Source organism: Nitrobacter sp. 62-23 (genome assembly GCF_001897285.1).
Lineage (GTDB): Bacteria > Pseudomonadota > Alphaproteobacteria > Rhizobiales > Xanthobacteraceae > Nitrobacter.
The window spans coordinates 165879-182969 of the sequence record NZ_MKSM01000064.1 but is presented as its reverse complement, the minus strand read 5'-3'; the positions used below and the strand labels follow the sequence as shown (position 1 = coordinate 182969).

General features: G+C 61.6%; 19 protein-coding genes and 1 pseudogene. 11 read left to right on the top strand and 9 right to left on the bottom strand.

Annotated features, from left to right (window positions below; all coding sequences use genetic code 11):
- Positions 1 to 95: 95 nt before the first annotated feature.
- Complete coding sequence (locus tag BGO16_RS06125; protein WP_292617695.1) at positions 96 to 875, bottom strand: hypothetical protein; 780 nt, start codon at positions 873 to 875, stop codon at positions 96 to 98.
- Between the two features lie 187 nt (positions 876 to 1062).
- Between BGO16_RS06125 and BGO16_RS06120 the strand changes: the two genes are divergently transcribed.
- From BGO16_RS06120 to BGO16_RS06105, 4 genes and pseudogenes are all read left to right on the top strand, one after another.
- Positions 1063 to 1392: a hypothetical protein gene (locus tag BGO16_RS06120; protein WP_292617694.1), complete on the top strand. Its 330-nt coding sequence runs from the start codon at positions 1063 to 1065 to the stop codon at positions 1390 to 1392.
- 37 nt (positions 1393 to 1429) lie between these two features.
- Entirely contained in the window at positions 1430 to 1954 is a 525-nt protein-coding gene (locus BGO16_RS06115; protein WP_292617693.1) for a gamma carbonic anhydrase family protein, read from the top strand.
- 130 nt (positions 1955 to 2084) lie between these two features.
- Positions 2085 to 2516: a hypothetical protein gene (locus tag BGO16_RS06110; protein ID WP_292617692.1), complete on the top strand. Its 432-nt coding sequence runs from the start codon at positions 2085 to 2087 to the stop codon at positions 2514 to 2516.
- A gap of 156 nt (positions 2517 to 2672) precedes the next feature.
- Positions 2673 to 3109 (top strand): annotated as a pseudogene (locus BGO16_RS06105) (FKBP-type peptidyl-prolyl cis-trans isomerase).
- A 159-nt stretch (positions 3110 to 3268) separates the two neighbouring features.
- On the opposite strand, the gene BGO16_RS06100 reads toward BGO16_RS06105, so the two are convergent.
- The 3 genes from BGO16_RS06100 to BGO16_RS06090 form a co-directional block, all read right to left on the bottom strand.
- On the bottom strand, positions 3269 to 3508 hold the full coding sequence (locus tag BGO16_RS06100) for a hypothetical protein (RefSeq protein WP_292617690.1): 240 nt from the start codon (positions 3506 to 3508) through the stop codon (positions 3269 to 3271).
- Between the two features lie 418 nt (positions 3509 to 3926).
- Entirely contained in the window at positions 3927 to 4547 is a 621-nt protein-coding gene (locus BGO16_RS06095; protein WP_292617689.1) for a transglutaminase-like cysteine peptidase, read from the bottom strand.
- Positions 4548 to 4866: 319 nt separating this feature from the next.
- A complete protein-coding gene (locus BGO16_RS06090; protein WP_292617707.1) occupies positions 4867 to 5475 on the bottom strand; it encodes a PilZ domain-containing protein in 609 nt (202 codons plus the stop codon).
- 244 nt (positions 5476 to 5719) lie between these two features.
- On the opposite strand from BGO16_RS06090, the gene BGO16_RS06085 reads away from it, so the two are divergent.
- Complete coding sequence (locus tag BGO16_RS06085; RefSeq protein WP_292617688.1) at positions 5720 to 6271, top strand: cytochrome b; 552 nt, start codon at positions 5720 to 5722, stop codon at positions 6269 to 6271.
- A 13-nt stretch (positions 6272 to 6284) separates the two neighbouring features.
- On the opposite strand, the gene BGO16_RS06080 is transcribed toward BGO16_RS06085, so the two are convergent.
- Together BGO16_RS06080 and purB are read right to left on the bottom strand one after the other, a co-directional pair.
- Positions 6285 to 6842 carry an alpha/beta hydrolase gene (locus BGO16_RS06080; RefSeq protein WP_292617687.1) on the bottom strand — a complete coding sequence of 186 codons (558 nt, stop codon included), beginning with the start codon at positions 6840 to 6842 and terminating at the stop codon, positions 6285 to 6287.
- A 16-nt stretch (positions 6843 to 6858) separates the two neighbouring features.
- Complete coding sequence (purB, locus tag BGO16_RS06075) at positions 6859 to 8169, bottom strand: adenylosuccinate lyase (protein ID WP_292617686.1); 1311 nt, start codon at positions 8167 to 8169, stop codon at positions 6859 to 6861.
- Between the two features lie 239 nt (positions 8170 to 8408).
- Here purB and BGO16_RS06070 point away from each other — a divergent pair, with 239 nt between their 5' ends.
- From BGO16_RS06070 to BGO16_RS06060, 3 genes are all read left to right on the top strand, one after another.
- Positions 8409 to 8753 (top strand): DUF1491 family protein, encoded by a 345-nt coding sequence (locus tag BGO16_RS06070; RefSeq protein WP_292617706.1) that lies wholly within the window; start codon positions 8409 to 8411, stop codon positions 8751 to 8753.
- Positions 8754 to 8889: 136 nt separating this feature from the next.
- Positions 8890 to 9834 (top strand): TIM44-like domain-containing protein, encoded by a 945-nt coding sequence (locus tag BGO16_RS06065; protein WP_292617685.1) that lies wholly within the window; start codon positions 8890 to 8892, stop codon positions 9832 to 9834.
- Between the two features lie 209 nt (positions 9835 to 10043).
- A complete protein-coding gene (locus BGO16_RS06060) occupies positions 10044 to 10676 on the top strand; it encodes a lectin (protein ID WP_292617704.1) in 633 nt (210 codons plus the stop codon).
- A 385-nt stretch (positions 10677 to 11061) separates the two neighbouring features.
- On the opposite strand, the gene BGO16_RS06055 is transcribed toward BGO16_RS06060, so the two are convergent.
- From BGO16_RS06055 to BGO16_RS06045, 3 genes are all read right to left on the bottom strand, one after another.
- On the bottom strand, positions 11062 to 11421 hold the full coding sequence (locus BGO16_RS06055; protein ID WP_292617684.1) for a GFA family protein: 360 nt from the start codon (positions 11419 to 11421) through the stop codon (positions 11062 to 11064).
- A 98-nt stretch (positions 11422 to 11519) separates the two neighbouring features.
- Positions 11520 to 11990 (bottom strand): hypothetical protein, encoded by a 471-nt coding sequence (locus BGO16_RS06050; RefSeq protein ID WP_292617683.1) that lies wholly within the window; start codon positions 11988 to 11990, stop codon positions 11520 to 11522.
- Between the two features lie 133 nt (positions 11991 to 12123).
- Positions 12124 to 13062: a class I SAM-dependent methyltransferase gene (locus BGO16_RS06045; RefSeq protein WP_292617703.1), complete on the bottom strand. Its 939-nt coding sequence runs from the start codon at positions 13060 to 13062 to the stop codon at positions 12124 to 12126.
- 368 nt (positions 13063 to 13430) lie between these two features.
- On the opposite strand from BGO16_RS06045, the gene BGO16_RS06040 reads away from it, so the two are divergent.
- The 3 genes from BGO16_RS06040 (at position 13431) to BGO16_RS06030 (ending at position 17085) form a co-directional block, all read left to right on the top strand.
- A complete protein-coding gene (locus tag BGO16_RS06040) occupies positions 13431 to 14033 on the top strand; it encodes an SET domain-containing protein (protein ID WP_292617682.1) in 603 nt (200 codons plus the stop codon).
- Between the two features lie 221 nt (positions 14034 to 14254).
- Complete coding sequence (locus BGO16_RS06035; protein WP_292617681.1) at positions 14255 to 15424, top strand: acetyl-CoA acetyltransferase; 1170 nt, start codon at positions 14255 to 14257, stop codon at positions 15422 to 15424.
- A gap of 167 nt (positions 15425 to 15591) precedes the next feature.
- The gene (locus BGO16_RS06030) at positions 15592 to 17085 is read left to right on the top strand and encodes a CoA-acylating methylmalonate-semialdehyde dehydrogenase (RefSeq protein WP_292617679.1); all 1494 of its coding nucleotides are present in this window, start codon (positions 15592 to 15594) and stop codon (positions 17083 to 17085) included.
- Positions 17086 to 17091: the final 6 nt, after the last annotated feature.

The following is a 17091-nucleotide window of genomic DNA, read 5'->3' as shown; positions in this document are numbered from 1 at the left end:
AATATTGCTCACCAACAAATTACAATCGGTACAAACCGCGGAACTCCATCCTTGCATAAGGCGGGAACTTGGCAAGTCCTTTCAAGCTAAAGTTTTCAGTTGTGCGATCCGTGCAGCTGCTGCGCCAGCTCCTCCATCGCGCCGGCAACGTCACGCCACTTCGTCAGCCATTGCCGCGGAAAGCGAAACGTCAGATCGGCGCCGCCGATGCGGCGCTCGCTCAGGCACATGCCGGGCGTTGCCGCGTCGCGGGTGCACCGCGCCGCCAGGGCGGGATGAGGAAAAGTGTGTGGCGGTTTTCCGCCCGCATCCCGCTCTAAAATATCGTGATCAAGCGCGGGTGCTTCTGCGACGAACAGGTCCTCGCCGGCATAGGGTGTGCGGTCCCGGAATGCCCGGATCGACAGTCCGTCCTGAGGTTCGGGTCGGGTCTCGTCGAGATAGCGCGGATAGATCGTTCGAAGGCGGGCGTCCGGCGCCAGCGAATCGTGATGTGCCGCGATCGACAGAAACATCCGCTCGATCGGCGGTGGCGTTTCGTCGATGGTCTCGGCGGTGACGCGCCTGGGCGCGCCCGGCGCCGCCAGCGACGGATAGAGGAAATTCAGATCGATGCTTTCCTGCGGTCCCGAGTGTCGCTGGACTTTTCTCCGGAAGGCGTGAGGCGGGATATTGAACAACGTCTCCCCGATGCTGACCGGGATGCGCTCATTGTTGTCGAAGGTTCTGGCGGTCCAGGTCGGCCACAACACCCAGGCGACCAGTGTCATCGCGATCGCTGCAATCAGCGCAGAGGCGAGAAGCGGGACGAGATGTCCACGCCGCAGTTTATCGAATTCGCGTGATCGGCGCGGAACGGATGCTAGCAGGGTCATGCGGCAGGCGGGGACTATATCGGGGACAACGAATCGGCGTCGACTATGACACGCATTGTGGTGTTTTGATGCGGCAGGTCGGCTGTTACGGCGGGCCGTGTTAACCTTCCTTTAAGGATAAGGTGGCGGGGAGAGCGGTATTTTGCGAAGCAGAGGGCATCGTTGTCGGGTAGCGGATGTCCTTTCGATGTCACCGGATACGTTGAATTCCTTCTTCTCCCTGTTCATCGGATTTGCGATAGCGGGCGCGCTGGCCAGCGGATATCAGGTGTTCGTCAAACGTCCGGCCGGTTTCGGATTGCTGCAGCAGGGCGTCGTGGCGAAGGCTTTCGCGGCGGTCCCGTTCCTGGTCTTCGCTGCGCCCTTCATTATTATGCGCAACACGCTTCGCGGACGACGCATCGAACGCCGCCGCTTCGAATTCGTGACGATGGCTACCGTGATCGCCGGATTCTGGAGCCTGATGTCGGGCACCTGCGTGGTCATGACGCTGCAGGCGGTCGGGTTGCTCGCCTGAATTGCGCCGGGCATGATGCGCCTCGCAGGAGGCCGTGATGGCGATTTACGAACTCGACGGGCAGGCGCCCGATCTTCCGGATAGCGGACGCTATTTCATCGCCGACACCGCCGCGGTGATCGGCAGGGTCCGCCTGCGCGAGAGCGCAAGCGTCTGGTTCGGGGCGGTGCTGCGTGGCGACAACGAGTGGATCGAAGTCGGCGCGGGGTCCAACGTCCAGGACGGCAGCACCTGCCATACCGACGAAGGCTTTCCGCTGACGATCGGAGCCAATTGCACGATCGGCCATCACGTTATCCTGCACGGCTGCACCATTGAAGACGGTGTCCTGATCGGCATGGGCTCGATTGTCATGAACGGCGCACGGGTCGGGAGGGGCTGCATTGTGGGCGCCGGCGCGCTCATCACCGAAGGGAAGCAATTCCCGGAATATTCCCTGATTGTCGGCGCGCCCGCGCGCGTAATCCGCACGCTGGAACCTGCAGAGGCCGAGGCCGCGGGCGCGAAATTCTACGCCGCGAACGGATTGCGTTTCAAAAACGGTCTAACGCGGATCGGTTGAGATGCCGGCGAAACCTTGTGGGGCTCGCGAAGAATTGAGCCGAAATCTGGGCGAATAAAGTCGCCGCCAGAAACCATCGAGCGCACCCTGTGTCTTTATATTGGGTTGAAACGTAAATTGGAGAAATTTGATGATTTCACGCAAAACCCTGATTGCGTTGCTGGCGGTTCTCGCGTTGGGACTTGTCTCGCCTACTGCCGCTTCGGCGCGTGGCGGACATTGGGGATTCGGCGGATTTCATAGCGGCTTCCATGGCGGAGGTGTTCACCGCGGCTGGGGCGGTTGGGGCGGTCCTCGCTGGGGCGGTGGTCCTCGCTGGGGCGGCGGCCCTCGCTGGGGCTGGAGGCGTGGCTGGGGCCCTGGCTGGGGCTGGGGACCTGGCTGGGGCTGGGGGAGTGGCGTCGGTTGGGGTCTCGCGCTCGGGGCACCCGTCGGCTTTGGCTGGGGTTACGACTATCCTTACGGCTACAGCAGCTTTTATGACGGCGGCTGCTATCTGACCCGTCGCCGGGTCCACACCCGCTATGGATGGCGCTGGCGCCGAGTCGAAGTCTGCCGCTGACCGCCGGTAAGGCGACGATTTGATTGCGGCGCGCGCAGGCTCGCGCGCCGCTTCACCCACATCGTTTTCACTCACAAAAAACCGTAAAAAAGCCTGGGCTGCGTGGCCCGTGGTAAGGACGTCGCTTCCTGACTGGAGACTGCGGGTGTGCGGGCGCTGACGCTTGCACTTGCAATTGCGTCAGGCGGCATCGTTCTGATAGATGTTTCCACGCAGCGGCGGCCCGGACCACGGAGAAAACCATGACCACGGCATCGGATTTGCAGATCACGGACATCAAGGTGGGTGAGGGGCCGTCCCCGAAGCCGGGCCAGGTCTGCATCATGCATTACACCGGCTGGCTCTATCAGAATGGGCAGAAGGGCGACAAGTTCGACAGCTCGGTGGACCGCAACGAGCCTTTCGAATTCCCCATCGGCAAGCGTCGGGTGATCGCGGGCTGGGACGAAGGGATCGCGACCATGAAGGTCGGCGGCAAGCGCACGCTCATCATCCCGCCGGAACTCGGTTACGGCATGCGCGGCGCCGGCGGCGTCATTCCGCCTAACGCCACGCTGATCTTCGAAGTCGAGTTGCTCGGCTTGAGAGGCTGAGACGCCTGTCCATCGTCGTTCGCTGCCGCATGCATGTCATGCGCCATGCATGTCACGCTCAGCGAATGTGGATCGCCCCGGCTTCCGGCTGGTCTGCGTCAAACCTCGCCGGCTGCTTGTGAGTCTTTGAAGCGCGATCGAAGGGCGTCGGTTCGAAGTTTAATCGCCCTGTGACTTCCGATAGATCAGACCAGGCGAAATGAGACATTCGTTCTGCTCGAGCTGCGAGGGTTCGAGACCGCCATCACCCTCGAGAGCGATGCGATTGAATTCAAACCGATCCCCGTTCGAATCGACGATGTATTCCGGGATCGACTCCCGGCGGTATTCGCCGATAGAAGGGCCTTGTTCGACAATCGTCCTGTCTTCCGTATCGTCCGTCTTCTCATCATCACTCATTTGATATCCATCCTGCCTGCGCGCGATCGGGCGTCCGGGCTTGCTGACGAGAGTCCTTCACCGTTTCATGGAAACGGGTAAGACTTTCGCTTCTTGATTTGGCGCGTATTTTTACGCGAACCGGATTCCATCCTCGGGTCAAGCCCGAGAACATGCTTCGCTCGAAAACGCTCTAGCATAGTCTGTCACGTTTTTATTCTAATTCTTTGCCGGAGGCCGCGCGCCTCACGCACGAATACTGTCGGCCATGCTGTGAAGGTGGACCGGCGTGACGGCCTATGCCGGACCATGATGGATCAGCGCGTGTCCATCAAACGTAGAAAATGGTGCGGCCAGCCTCTTGGGGGAAGGCTGGCCGCGCGCGAACCGGTCTGGGACGGGGAGGGGTATGACCGGTCGCGGGTCTCGTGTTGCTTCTCTATCGAGAACTGGCCGTCGCAACCGCCGGATGGTTGTCGTCGAGCGCAACCCAGACATTGGGGTCGCTCTGCGACTGTCGTTTCATGAAGCGGTAGCCGGTTTGGGTCCAGGCGACGACGTCCTCGTTCTGGTTGTCGAGAATGAACTCGCCCTTGTCGGTTTTGACGGTCAGGACGGCATGACCGTCGCCCTGCTTGTCGCGAACCACCGTGACCAGCAAGGCTTCGCGCGGCCAGCCCGCATCGATCAGCATCTTGCGTTTCAGCAGCACGTAATCCTCGCAATCGCCGTAGCCGTCGGTCGGCAGTGACCACTTTTCGACGACGCCCCAGTGCTCCTTGTCCGTCATCGGCTTGATGGTTTCGTTGACCCAGCGGTTGACCTTCAGGAGATCGCGCCAGGTGTCGGGCGTCATCACGATGTCGCGCGGTTCTGTTGCGCTACTGCCGCATTCCTTCGGACTGTCGTTGCAGAATTCGACCCAGCCTATAGGTGCCCGCGTGACATCGCCGAGACTTGCATAAAGCTGTCGTGCTTCCCCGGCTGCTGCCGGCGTCGCCAGCCCCCACAGGACGGCGGCAGCAACTGCCAGCCCAATTCCCTGTCCCCTGTTGACCATTGTGGCCCCCGTTTCTTGTTGGGACCACATTTCGCACAAAGGATTTGCATCGCCGCTAAGTACTCGAAGTGTATTTGAGCCAAATGCAAGTAAAGTTCGCCGCGAATTGAATCTTTACTTGAATCGAATTTGATTAAAATTTGAACGAGCTTCTTTTGCTTCAAGTTTTAGGTATTAACATTTGAAGCCTGCCGGAATCGGGATTTTCGCGGCGGAAGGCGCTCGGCGTTAACCGGCAAATCCTGGCGCGCGCGCGGCTTTCAGCGCCGCGCAAGTCGCCGGCGGCGATCGCAAGTCGGGCGTTTACGGGGGCCGCCGTTTACCGGGCGGTGACGTTATCTTCGAGAGTCTCGGGATGCTGCTCGTGAACGAACTCGAGCGCAAAACCGTCTTCGAGATTTCGGACCACGCGGGCGAGCACCTTGCCGAGCGCGACGCGGGACTGCAGCGGCGGCTTTTTCTCGGCCGAGACAGCGGCGCCGGACATGGACAGGTCGATAATCCGGCACGTCATCCTGGTGCCGTCCTCCAAGGTGAGGATCGCGATCGGGTTGCGCGGCACGATGCGGTCGTGGCGACGGTCTTCGGGAAGGTTGAGGATATCGCGGTTGGCGAGCCAAGTGAGCTGTGCTGCAAGCTTGTCGCGCTTGCGGGGCGTCGCGCCGACGCTCATGGCGAATCCGCTGTCGATAATCCGGGTGATCTTGCCTTCGACCCGGCCGATGTGGTCGAGATAGGCGACGACCCGGTCGCCGACGTTGCCGATGCCGGGCGCCAGCATGGCCAGCCCGCCGGGAGACATATTGATGACCTGGCAAGGATATTCGCGCCGGTCCGGTAGCATATAGCGACCCAGCAGGTGAACCTTGACACGCTGAAATCGCCGGCGCTCGGCTGGTAAATTTGAGATTTTCTGTGCCAACGCCATAATCGGTCCACCGGTCGACCGGTAATTGGTATCAGCAGACCCTACGGTCGTCAGGGTTAACGGGGCGTTAGCAGGGGGCGGTTCTCGATTGCAAGGGATCAATCCGTGGCCCGCGACCACTCCTAACATTGGACAAATTCCAATCGTCACGATGATGTCGGTGGCACCGGCGGGGCTTGTTGAAACCTCCCGGCCGTGGCCTTGGTAAGAAATGTAACCGCCGTTCTGGGGGCAAGAGCCGGTCATGCTTCGGAATTCAACCACTGCCTGGGGCACTCTGTCCCGCGCCTTTCACGGCATCCTCGGCATCGCGATCATCGGGATGCTGGCCTATGGTTTGTGGTTCAACCACTTCCTGCCAAAGGAGGCCAAGCTCTTCCATCGCTCGATCCATGCCGACATCGGCTACGTCATCCTGCTGCTGATGGTCCTGCGCCTGATCTGGCGCGGCGCCAATCCGGTGCCGGCGCTGCCGAATGGCACGCCAGCATGGGAGCGGGTGCTGTCGCACGTCAACCACTGGGCGCTCTATGCGATCACGATCGTCGTCGCGCTGCTCGGCTGGGCTCATTCCGGTGCCCACAAGCCGGATTATGCCGACTGGTTCGGCTTGTTCCGGGTGCCGCAATTCACATCCGAGAACCGCGACAACGCCCGCTTCTTCGAGCACTGGCACATCTGGTTGGCCTACGTGCTGATCGGACTGATCGTATTGCATTTCCTCGCGGCGATCTATCATCGCTTCGTCAAGCGCGATGGCGTGGTGGCGCGAATGGTCGGCGGCGGGGCGAAATAGGGGTAGCCGGATTTCAGATCCGGTTGAGCAGCCGCCCGAGCAGCACCAGTCCCTGCGGCCACAGCCCGAGGCGGGACGCGCCGTTGAGATGGCCGAGTTCGCCGACATCGCAAAAGCCGGACTCCCAGCTTGCGGCGAAGGCGCCGGCGCGCGCAAGAGTCACATAAGGATCGTTGCTGCTGGCGATCACGGTCGATGGCACGGGCAGGGCCGCGCGCGGCAACGGCGCAAAATTGCGGACCTCATTCGGCGTATGGTCGGCTGATTCAACATCGGAAGGAGCGACCAGCAGCGCCGCCTTGACCCGTCCCGGTGCGCGCGTCGCCAGCCATTGCACCGCGAGCGCGACGCCGAGGCTGTGCGCGATCAGGACCGCGGGCCGCATTCCCTGCGCGACGGCATTGTCGAGCCGCGCCAGCCAGTCCGCCAAACGCGGGGTGTCCCAATCGTCCTGCAGCACGCGCGAGGTGTTGGGAAACGCCATTGACCAATGCGATTGCCAGTGGTCGACGCCAGAATTGCCAAGACCGGGCAGCAGCAGGAAGTCAAACGCCTCGCACGACGGGATCATGGGTCTGACCAATGCGTTATCGGGCGGCGCCGAACACCCGCCTGAAAATCGTGTCGACATGCTTGAGGTGATACGCGAGGTCGAATTGCTCCTCGATCTCCTTGTCCGACAGATATTTCTTCACGTCGGCGTCGTTCTTCAGAAGCGTCTGGAAGTCGCCTTCACCGCGCCAGACCGGCATGGCGTTGCGCTGGACCAGCCTGTAGGCGTCCTCGCGGCTCGCGCCCTTTTGCGTCAGCGCGATCAGCACGCGCTGCGAATGCACCAGCCCGCCGAGGCGGTCGAGGTTCTTCTGCATGTTGGCCGGATAGACCAGCAGCTTGTCGATCACGCCGGCGAGGCGGTTGAGCGCGAAGTCGAGCGTGACCGTCGCGTCGGGGCCGATCATGCGCTCGGCCGAAGAGTGCGAGATGTCGCGCTCGTGCCAGAGCGCCACGTTCTCCAGCGCCGGCGTCACGTAGGCGCGCACCATGCGGGCGAGCCCTGTGATGTTCTCGGTCAGCACGGGATTGCGCTTGTGCGGCATCGCCGACGAGCCCTTCTGTCCCTCGGAAAAGAACTCCTCGGCCTCCAGCACCTCGGTGCGTTGCAGATGGCGGATCTCGGTGGCGAGCCGCTCCATCGATGAGGCAATGACGCCGAGGGTGGCGAAGAACATTGCGTGGCGGTCGCGCGGAATCACCTGCGTCGAGACCGGCTCCGGCACGAGACCCATCGCCTGGGCTACGTGTTCTTCAACGCGCGGATCGATCTGCGCAAAGGTGCCGACCGCGCCGGAGATCGCGCAGGTCGCGACCTCCTTGCGGGCGGCGATCAAACGCTCCCTGGCGCGCGAGAACTCGGCATAGGCGTAGGCCATCTTGAGGCCGAAGGTGACGGGTTCGGCATGAATGCCGTGGGAGCGTCCGATGGTCGGCGTCATTTTGTGCTCGAGCGCGCGCGTCTTGAGTGCGGCAAGCAGCTTGTCGATGTCGGCGATCAGGATATCGGCGGCGCGGGTGAGCTGGACGTTGAGGCAGGTGTCGAGCACGTCGGAGGAGGTCATGCCCTGATGCACGAAGCGCGCCTCGGGACCGACGATTTCGGCCAGATGGGTGAGGAAGGCGATGACGTCGTGCCTGGTCTCGCGCTCGATCTCGTCGATGCGCTCGACGTTGAAAGTGGCGTCTTTCGCCTTGGCCCAGATGGTTTCGGCCGCCTGCTTCGGAATCACTCCGAGTTCGGCCAGCGCGTCGGCGGCGTGAGCCTCGATCTCGAACCAGATCTTGAAACGGGTTTGCGGCTCCCAGATCGAAGCCATTTCCGGGCGAGTGTAGCGAGGGATCATCGACGGTCCTTGACGTATTCAGGAATTATGCCGCGCGTTGGAGTCCAGTCCAATGTCGTTGAATCAGACACCAGCCTGCCTTTAAGAGCATGATTTCGAAAACCGGTTCCCGCTCCGGATCGAGTCCGGGGCGGGCTTTTTCGGGATCATGCTCTAGCAGAGCCGTGGTGAGGAAACAAACCGATGCGGATTGAATGTCGAACTGGCGTCGCTTGCACGAACGGCCTATCGTCATCCCCATGCGTTTGAAATCGAGCATATGGGTCGCGGCGTATCTGCGTCGCTGCCAGACCGAGGGTATCTACGGCGCGGTACGTCGTCGCGGTGCGGAGGAGGCCGGCGCCGTATTCGTCAAGCTCGCGCTTCTGGACGGCAATGCGATGTTGTACGCCCCTGCGCCGCAGGCCGTATATGACGACAGCCGACCCATCGAACGGGTTTTTGCCCCCTCGTCGAGCGAGCCCGTTGCCGAGCAGGCGGTGGAGGAGCGTCTTGCGAAGGAAGTCCGGTTCGATCCTGACGCCTGGATCGTCGAAATCGAAGACAAGGCTGGGCGGCATTTCCTTGATCTGGCGCGGGCGTGACGGAGCGGCTTGCTTTTGCGGCAGCGATCTCCGCGACGGTGCGCCGCAGTTTCGTCAAACGATAGGACTTCCCTTTTGCCTTGGGCTGCCCATGTTAGGGACGCTTCCCCCTGCCGGGGAATAAAGGAACAACCAGATGAAATTGACCCAGCGGGCATTCGGCATGATGAAGCTCCTCGCCATCATCCTGTCGTTGGCGTTCCCGTTGATGCTCGCCGTCTCTTCGGCGGACGCCCGCATCGGGGGCGGCAGGAGCTACGGATCGCGTGGTGCACGGACCTTCTCCGCGCCGCCCGTCACCAATACCGCGCCGAACGCGGCGCGTCCGTTCGACCGGACCATGACGCAGCCCGGCCGCCCGGGCGCAGGCGCGGCGGCGACCGGCGGCTTCAATCGGCCCGGCATGGGCATGCTCGGCGGCCTTGCAGCCGGCTTTCTGGGCGCGGGCCTGCTCGGCATGCTGTTCGGCGGCGGGCTGTTCGGTGGTCTCGGAGGCCTGTCGTCCATCATCGGGCTGCTGCTTCAGATCGCCCTGATCGTTCTCGTCGTCCGCCTGGTGATGTCATGGTGGCAGCGGCGCAATGCGCACGCTTATGCCGGACCAACGCCGACCCCTGGTCCCGCTGCTCAGGCGAGTCCACGCAGCGGTTTGGGTTTCGGTTCAACAGCGTCTGCTGCGCCGCTGGAAATCACCCCGTCGGACTATGAAGCCTTCGAACGTCTGCTTGGAGACATCCAGACCGCGTGGTCGAACGAGGACGTCAACAGGCTGCATACGATGGCGACCCCTGAAATGGTGTCGTACTTCACCGAGGATCTTCGGGCCAACGAAGCTCGCGGCGTCGTCAACAAGGTGTCCAATGTCAAGCTCCTGCAGGGCGATCTCGCGGAAGCCTGGCGCGAGGGCAATACCGATTACGCCACGGTGGCATTGCGCTATTCGCTGATCGACAAGACCATTGAGCGCGCCGGTGGCCGGGTGGTCGAGGGCGGCGACCAGCCGCAGGAGGCGACCGACGTCTGGACGTTCGCGCGCCGTGGCGGCGGAAAATGGGAGCTGTCGGCGATCCAGCAGACCTGATCTGCCGCTGTGGCTTTACACCAGAAGGCGCCACGACAACGTTGTGGCGCCTTTTTGCGTTGAACGAAGGGCCGGATCGCGCGTTATCGCGGGATTATCCGCGTCGCGCGCGTGTTGCGTAGAAACCGGACGCCATAAATCGATCGGAGAAGGCGATGATTGCAACAGACAGGATCCTTCCGCGAATTTGTCTTGGCCTGGCCACCGCAATGCTGACCGCGGTGGCGGCTCAGCCGGCCGGTGCGCAGACGGCCGACATGAGCTTCTTCGTAACCAGCGTCGGAATCGGCAACGGCGGCAATCTCGGCGGCCTCGCGGGTGCGGACAATCATTGTCAGACGCTGGCGCAGGCTGCCGGCGCCGGAGCGAAGACCTGGCACGCTTATCTGTCGACCCAGGCGGCCGACGGCAAGCCGGCTATCAATGCGCGGGATCGGATCGGCAACGGACCATGGCGGAACGCCAAGGGCGTCGTGATCGCGAAGGATGTTGCCGAGCTTCACGGCGCGAACAACCTCACCAAGCAGACTGCGCTGAGTGAGAAGGGCGACGTGATCAACGGCCGTGGCGACAAGCCCAACCGCCATGATATCCTGACGGGGTCGCAGCCGGACGGCACCGCGTTTGCGGGCGCGAATGATCGGACCTGCAAGAACTGGACGAGCAGCACGCAAGGGTCGGCGATGGTCGGGCATTCCGATCGCCAGGGCCTGAGCGATGATCCTGTAGCGAAGTCATGGAATTCGTCGCATCTTTCGCGCGGGCCGGACGGCGGCTGCAGCCAAAACGATCTCAGAAGCACCGGCGGCGACGGGCTGCTTTATTGCTTTGCAATTAAATGATCCTTGCTCCTTTTGAGGCGCGCGGCGCCTCGAGTCTGTTTCAACTGCGTTGAATCAGACTCTTATTCTTTTTGTTCGAGCATGATCTTTCCCGAAAACCGGTTTCCACTTTTCGGGGTCATGTCCTAGTGATCCAATTCTAACATTTGCATCCCGTTGCCGCAGGGAGTTCTTGCAAATGTTAGAATCAAAGGACCACTAGCAACTATCAGGTTTCTAGTGGAGTTTTGAATTTGACATTCGCCTGACACGTTCGCTGCAAAGTGGATAGCGAATGTCAAATTCACTCCACTAGAGTCTTTCACCGTTTGATGGAACGGTGAAAGACTCTACTTCTTGACGCGTTTTCTTCACGCGAACCAAATTCCACTTCGCTCGAAACGCTCTAGTTACTGCGTCCGTCGACCGGCGTCAGTGTGAGCTTGGACAAGTCGATGCCGTCGATGCAGCTTACATTGACCGCTACAACCTCCGTCCCATCCGGCTTCTTGCCGCGCGCGAACACCTCGACGCCACAGTCGACGCAGAGCTGGTGCCGGATGACGCGCTTGTTGAACAGGTATTCCTTGAGATTGCCTTCACCGGCCCGGAGCTGAAAACTTCCCGGGGGCAGAAACGTGAAGTGCAGGCCCTTCTTGGTGCAGATCGAGCAGTTGCACGCGGTGACCATGGCCAGATCCGTCGTGCACTCGAAGCGTACCTGACCGCAATGACAGCCGCCGGTATATACTTTCACGTCGGGCATTTGCCTCTCCCTCCCAGCGCTATCAGTCTACCAGCTTCGGGCCACAGCCGATAACGAATCCAGTCGGTGCAGTTTCCCTGGCTGCCTGGAATCGTTCGTCACTCGTCGTTCCCGCGGGACACCGCGATAGCGGCGCTGGTCTTGGTGCGGGTGCAATGCATGTTCAGCCGCCGATAACGTGTCCGGACGTCGTCGCCATGTAACAGGCCCATGCGCTTGATGCAGCGGGTGACGCCCTTCAGCGTGTCGGCCTTCGGAATCGTGAAGATGATGGCGGAGGCCTGCGCCACGAGATCGTAAAACTCAGGCTTCGGTTTGCGGCTGTCCGCGCCTGCGATCAGTTCGTTGGTGAACTTGCGGTTCGGGCAACCGAGGATCAGTTGCTTGGCCGCGGGATGCGACAGGGAGATCGTATTGGCGGCGGTCTTGCCGACATGCAGGCCGTCGATTTGGTCCTTGAGCTGTGCGGCGAGATCGTCGCAGCGGTCGGCGCGGGCCGGCGAGGGGGCGAAGGCCATAGCGGCGAAGAGACATAGGCTGGCGGCAAGGCAGGGGCGCAGGCTCGTCATTTCAACGATCTCCCAGATGGAAACAAGCTGATTGGCGTGCAGACAGCGTCGTGTTCGGGGCCAGTCAAATCATTTTCCGCGCCTGTGCGGGACATGGTCAAGCATATCGAAATGATCGCGCCGCCGGCGCGGTTCACGGCTCCAGCGTCACCCGCGGACCGTCGCTGCTTTCGACATGAACAAAACGAGGCGCGATCGGACGGCCTCGCCCGCTGGCAACGGTCACGATGTCTTCAAGCGGCGCGGCGCGCGCGTCGGCCTCCGGCCGCGAGAGAATCAGGTCGGCGTGAAACAGACCTTCGGACTCAAGGCCGGTCGGGTCGATCTGGGCGGCCGCGAGGGTTGCGAGGCTGTTCTCGAATTCCTCGGCGTCGCGAAAACGACGCTGAATGAACGTCACGCCGCTCAGCCGTTCCGTCACCAGGCCGCGTTGCGCGAAGGTCTTTGCAAGCGCGTCGAAGGGGAACATTCGCAGCACGAACGAAATGATCCACGGCTTCTTCTCCGTCGCATCGAGAAGTTTGCTGAATGTTTTGTCGGTTACATAACCGATGCAGCCCGTCGACATGATGACATCGACGGGGCGGAGGATACGTGCGCTTTCCACTGGGAGCGGGTCGCTTTCGAGATTCGCGACAATGCCCTGATCGAGGAGCCCGACGCGTGTCGCATAGCGGACCGCCGGCGCCGACATGTCGAGGCCGATGAAGCGGGCGAGGCCGAGATCGGGCCAGCTCGCATAGAAATTGCGATCAAGCTGCATCAGCTCTTCAGAGCTGACCGCCTTTATCTCGCGCCGGGCGTAGCGATGGCGCAAGCCGCCGAACGTCAGCGGAAATCGGTGCACCGCGGCGTTGATGCCGTACGAGCAACCGACATCGAGCACGACGGGTTTGGTATCGGTGACGGAAGCCTTGGCGGACAGAATCTGGCGAATGACGGGCTCGGCTACATCCGTGATCATATAGTCGAGATCGCCGAGGACCGAGAAATACGACCTCGGATCGTCCTGGATGTAGATGTCGTCGAAAACCGCTTTCGCCTGATTGATCCGTGAGAATTCCGCCTTCAGCAATGCTTCATCCTTTTCCGAAAGTTCAATGACCGTTCCGCGCGTCTGGCGCGGATTTCTTATCGCAGAAACCAGAGCGAAGATAAACCCGCCCGAGTGCGATCGCTTGGGCCATCGACACAGAGAGTGCGTTTCTCACCGCGCGCAAGCTCTTCGACGGCTTCATCGTTGCGGCATCGCCGTGTTGCGGCGCGATAGATGTCGGACCGGAACAGCGCTGGACGTGCTGTCAATCCAAGTATCCTGCTGTAAAACCGTGGGAAGGTCCGATCAGGAAAGGCGAAACCCCTGACAATGCCTGCGGAATCATGGCAAACAGGATGTCTGTGATTCCTCCAGTACGACAGAGCACTTAAGTTCAGCCGACCATGCCCGAGATTTCTCCGAACAAGCCTTATCGAATCGGTCGATCCCGCACCGGACTTGGCCTTTTCGCCACCAAACCCATCAAGAAGGGCACGAAGATCATCCGGTATTCCGGGCCGCTGCTCGACTGCAACAAGAAAAAGGACGACGCGGTAGAGAACAGATACCTTTTCCAGATCACCAAACGCTGGACCATCGACGGTTCGGCGCGCAAGAACATCGCGCGCTACATCAACCATTCCTGCAAACCGAACGCGGAATCCGACGTGCGCAAGAAAAAGCGGCGCGTCGATATTCGCGCCATCAAGGACATCGCGCCCGGCGAGGAGATCAACTACGACTACGGCACCGATTACTTCAAGGAGTACCTGAAGCCGATCGGGTGCAAGTGCGATGCCTGCGAAAAGAAGCGCAGGAAGTTGCGGGTTGCGGCGCGCGAGGAGAAAAAGCGCGCCAAGGCGAAGGCTGAAAAGCGGGCAGGAGCCGCACGCGGCCGCAAGCTCAACGGCCACAAGGCCGCGGGTTCCGTTTCAAGAAAAGCCAAGACCGGATCGGTGACCGCAAAGGCCCGTACCACAAAGAAACCTTCCGGCTCGTCGCGTTGATATCGCCCGAGCGTGAATACCCGTAAAGCGCGGATCGCCATTGGCTCATGAGGATGGCGGCGCTTTTGCTGGTGACGTATCGTTGGCCGGTGTAACCGGCTTGCTGCGGGATGAAAAATTCGGCGGTCCCCTGATCTTGGCGTTGCCGGGCGACTATATCAAAGCGTGTAACGGGCCACAGCAACCGGATCTCACGTAATGGGGTTCGCGGGAGCACGACCATGACCGCCAGCATTGTCGGATGGGCGCATACGCCGTTTGGCAAACTCGACAGCGAAACCGTTGAAAGCCTCGTGGTGAGGGTGGCGACCGAAGCTCTGACCGACGCCGGCATTGCCGCCGGCGACGTCGACGAGATCGTGCTCGGACATTTCAATGCCGGCTTCTCGCCGCAGGACTTTACAGCTTCGCTTGTCTTGCAGGCTGATCCAGAACTTCGCTTCACGCCCGCGACACGGGTGGAGAACGCCTGCGCCACCGGATCGGCGGCTGTGCATCAAGGTATCCGCGCCATTGCCTCGGGCGCGGCCAGGATCGTGCTGGTTGTCGGGGTTGAGCAGATGACGCGCACGCCCGGTCCCGAGATCGGCCGCAATCTGCTACGCGCCTCCTACCTGCCTGAGGATGGCGATACTCCCGGCGGCTTCGCCGGCGTGTTCGGCAAGATCGCGCAGGCCTACTTCCAGAAATACGGCGACCAGTCTGATGCGCTGGCGATGATCGCGGCGAAGAATCACAGGAATGGCGTAGCCAATCCCTTCGCGCAGATACGCAAGGATTTCGGCTACGACTTCTGCCGTTCCGAGAGCGAGAAGAATCCGTTCGTCGCCGGGCCGCTGAAGCGCACCGATTGTTCGCCGGTGTCGGACGGCGCCGCCGCGCTGGTGCTGATGGATGCGGAGACGGCGAAAACCGCGCCAAAGGCGGTGACCATCCGCGCGACCGGCCACGCGCAGGATTTCCTGCCGATGTCGAGGCGCAACATTCTCGATTTCGAGGGCTGCACGGTGGCCTGGCAGCGGGCGCTCGCGACGGCTGGCGTGACGCTGTCCGATCTCTCCTTCGTCGAGACTCATGATTGCTTCACCATCGCCGAACTGATCGAATACGAAGCCATGGGCCTGACGCCGAAGGGGCAGGGCGCGCGCGCCATCAAGGAAGGCTGGACAGGCAAGGACGGCAAGCTGCCGGTCAACCCGTCCGGTGGCCTCAAGGCCAAGGGCCATCCGATCGGCGCCACCGGCGTCTCCATGCACGTGATGAGCGCGATGCAGCTCGTAGGCCAAGCGGCGGAAGGCATGCAGGTCAGCGACGCGAAACTCGCCGGCATTTTCAACATGGGCGGCACGGCGGTCGCCAACTATGTCTCGATTCTTGAGCCGGCCAGATAACTGGCCAAGTGATAAAGAGCCTTTCGTCGGGGGCGTAGCAGAAGGAGAGGCCGTCAGTTCCAGCGTGCGCCTTTTTGCAAATGGGTTGCGCGCGGAAACTCTTTCAAGACCTGAAAATACAGGTCAGGATACACGGACGGACTCTTGCAGATCCGCCGGGAGGAAACATGCGCACCATCGGGCACTTTGTCGGCGGCAAGACTATCAGCGGTAAGTCCGGGCGGTTTGCCGACGTTTACCAGCCGATGACCGGCGACGTGCAGGCCACCGTCGCGCTGGCGTCGAAAGCGGAAGTGCGCGAGGCCGTAGAGAATGCCAAGGCGGCGCAGCCGGCCTGGGCTGCGACCAATCCGCAACGCCGTGTCCGCGTGCTGATGAAGTTTCTCGAACTGGTGGCGCGCGACAACGACGCGATGGCCGAGCTGCTCGCGCGCGAACACGGCAAGACCATTCCCGATGCCAAGGGCGACATCTTCCGCGGCGTCGAGGTCGTCGAATACGCCATCGGCATTCCCGAACTGATGAAAGGTGGTTACACCGAGGGTGCCGGTCCCGGCATCGACAGCTATTCGATGCGTCAACCCCTCGGCGTCGTCGCCGGCATCACCCCGTTCAATTTCCCGGCGATGATCCCGATGTGGAAGTTCGCGCCGGCGATCGCCTGCGGCAACGCCTTTATTCTGAAACCCTCCGAGCGCGATCCCGGCGTGCCGATGCGGCTGGCCGAACTGATGCTGGAAGCCGGTCTGCCGCCGGGCGTTCTTAATGTCATCAACGGCGACAAGGAGGCTGTCGACGCCATTCTCGATGACCCCGATATCTCGGCGGTCGGTTTCGTGGGCTCCTCGTCGATCGCGCATTACATCTATTCGCGGGCGGCAGCGGCCGGCAAACGCAGCCAGTGTTTCGGAGGCGCCAAGAACCACATGATCATCATGCCGGACGCCGATATGGATCAGTCGGTGGATGCGCTGGTTGGCGCGGGCTACGGTGCGGCCGGCGAGCGTTGCATGGCGGTATCGGTCGCGGTACCCGTCGGCAAGGCTACCGCCGACCGCTTGATGGAAAAGCTTATTCCGCGTGTCGAGAACCTGAAGATCGGTCCCTCCACAGATGCGTCCGCCGACTTCGGGCCGCTCGTCACCCGGGCGGCGCTCGAGCGCGTCAAGAATTACGTCGAGATTGGTATCAAGGAAGGCGCGACGCTCGCAGTCGACGGCCGCGGCTTCAAGCTGCAAGGCTACGAAAACGGCTTCTACATGGGCGGCTGCCTGTTCGACAATGTCACCAGGGACATGCGGATCTACAAGGAAGAAATTTTTGGCCCGGTGCTGTCGGTGGTGCGGGCGAAGGATTTCGACGAGGCGGTGGCGCTGCCGTCCGAGCATGAATATGGCAACGGCGTCGCGATCTTCACGCGCGATGGCGACGCCGCGCGCGAGTTCGCCTCCCGCGTCCAGGTCGGTATGGTCGGCATCAATGTGCCGATTCCGGTGCCGGTCGCCTATTACAGTTTCGGCGGCTGGAAACGTTCAGGCTTCGGCGACCTCAATCAATACGGCTCCGACTCGGTGCGGTTTTACACCAAGACCAAGACCGTGACCTCGCGCTGGCCATCCGGCGTCAAGGAAGGGACGCAGTTCGCGTTCCATAGCAAGTGACGGCAG